The organism is Ruegeria sp. HKCCA4633, assembly GCF_013034605.1.
In the GTDB taxonomy this organism is placed as follows: Bacteria; Pseudomonadota; Alphaproteobacteria; order Rhodobacterales; family Rhodobacteraceae; genus Ruegeria.
Genome location: NZ_WQGJ01000022.1, coordinates 1 through 2,077 on the forward strand (window position 1 = coordinate 1; position 2,077 = coordinate 2,077).

At 62.8% G+C, this 2,077-nt stretch carries 2 protein-coding genes; both read left to right on the forward strand.

What is annotated here, in order from left to right; genetic code table 11:
* Positions 1 to 1,286: IS21 family transposase (istA, locus tag GOV85_RS21375; protein WP_171181998.1), on the forward strand; the 1,286-nt coding region annotated here is incomplete at its 5' end.
* Positions 1,219 to 1,947 carry an IS21-like element helper ATPase IstB gene (istB, locus tag GOV85_RS21380; RefSeq protein WP_171182000.1) on the forward strand — a complete coding sequence of 243 codons (729 nt, stop codon included), beginning with the start codon at positions 1,219 to 1,221 and terminating at the stop codon, positions 1,945 to 1,947. The genes istA and istB, both read left to right, overlap by 68 nt.
* The last annotated feature ends 130 nt before the right edge of the window (positions 1,948 to 2,077 follow it).

Sequence of the window (2,077 nt, forward strand, 5' to 3'; positions counted from 1 at the left end):
GCTACGACGGCAGCTACGATGCGGTGCGGCGCTATGCGGCCAGTTGGTCGAAGGTGACGCGGGAAGCCTCGGCGGCCGCCTATGTGCCGCTCAGCTTCGATCCCGGCGAGGCCTATCAGTTTGACTGGAGCCATGAGGTCGTTCTGATCGATGGCGCCACCACGACAGTGAAGGTCGCCCATGTCCGCCTGAGCCACAGCCGGATGCCGTTTGTGCGGGCCTATCCCAGAGAGACCCAGGAGATGGTGTTCGACGCCCACGACAAGGCGTTCGCCTTCTTCGGTGGAGCGTGCGCCCGGGGGATTTACGACAACATGAAGACGGCGGTCGACGCGATCTTCGTCGGCAAGGACCGGGCCTATAACCGGCGGTTCCAGCAGATGTGCGGACATTACCTGGTCGACCCCGTGGCCTGCACGCCTGCGTCCGGTTGGGAGAAGGGCCAGGTCGAGAACCAGGTGGGGGTGATCCGGCGCCGGTTCTTCGTGCCGCGTCCGAAGCTCAAATCCTATGCCGAGCTGAACGCCTGGCTGGAAGACCGGTGCCTGGATTATGCGAGGGCGAACAAACATCCCGAGATGCGCGACAAGACCATCTGGGAGGTGTTCGAAGAAGAGCGCCCGAGCCTTGTTCCTTACGTCGGCCCTTTCGATGGATTCCATGCAGTTCCTGCATCGGTGTCCAAGACCTGCCTCGTGCGGTTCGACAAAAACCGATACTCGGTCGATGCCCGCGCCGTGGGGCGGCCGGTTGAGATCAGGGCGTATGCCGACCGGCTGGAATGCTGGCAGGACGGGCGGATCGTCGGCCAGCACGAGCGTGCCTTCGGGCGCGACAAGACCATCTTCGATCCCCTGCATTACATCCCTGTTCTGGCCCGCAAACCCGGAGCTCTGCGCAACGGGGCACCCTTCAAGGAATGGGACCTGCCGGTGCCCATCCGCCGCGTGTGGCGCAAGCTGGAACGTCAGCCTGGCGGTGACCGGCAGATGGTCGACATTCTGAGCGCCGTGCTGACCGATGGCCTTGAGGCGGTAGAGGCCGCCTGTGCCGAAGCCCTGTCGCACAACGTTCATTCCGCTGGCGTCGTGCTGAACATCCTGGCCCGGCACCGTGAGCCGCCACCGCCCCTGACAATTACGACGCCGGATGCGCTGAAGCTGGCCAGCGAGCCCATTGCCGACTGCAACCGATATGACAGCTTGAGGAGAACACAGAATGGAACGATCCGACGTAATCGATGCGATGGGAAAGCTGAGGCTCTACGGAATGAGGGCCGCCTATGACGAGGTGCTGACCACCGCCGTCAAGCGCCAGCACGAGCCCCAGCGGATCATAGGGGATCTTCTGACCGCCGAGATCCGCGAGAAGCAGGCCCGCTCGGTCAAATACCAGATGACCATCGCCAAACTGCCGCTGGCCAAGGAATTGGAAGAGTTCGACTTCGAAGCCGCCGAGGTCAATGAGACCCTGATCCGCGACCTGGCCACCGGGGACTTCCTCGACCACCAACGCAACCTCGTCCTGATCGGCGGCACAGGCACCGGCAAAACCCATCTCGCCGTCAGCATCGCCAGGACGTGCATCCGGGCAGGTCGCCGCGGGCGGTTCTTCAACGTGGTCGATCTGGTGAACAAACTTGATGCCGAGGCCCGCGCCGAGCGACAAGGTCGGACCGCTGACCTCATCTCCCGCCTCGACTTCCTGATCCTCGATGAACTGGGCTATCTGCCCTTCGCCCAGACCGGCGGTCAATTGCTGTTCCACCTGATCAGCAAGCTCTACGAACGCACATCCATCATCGTCACCACCAACCTGGCCTTCGGCGAATGGCCCAGTGTCTTCGGCGATGCCAAGATGACAACTGCGCTGCTCGACCGGCTCACACACCACTGCGAGATCGTCGAGACCGGCAACGAAAGCTGGCGCTTCAAGAACCGCGCATAGCGCCAATCCGAAACCCCGCAGGCCCGCCGCCGCTGCGCTATATGAGGGCTACGCAGCGCCGGGCCTGCTCAGCACAACCGGGGTCAATATTGGATGCCGATAGGGGGTCAATGTTCAATGCCGATTGACA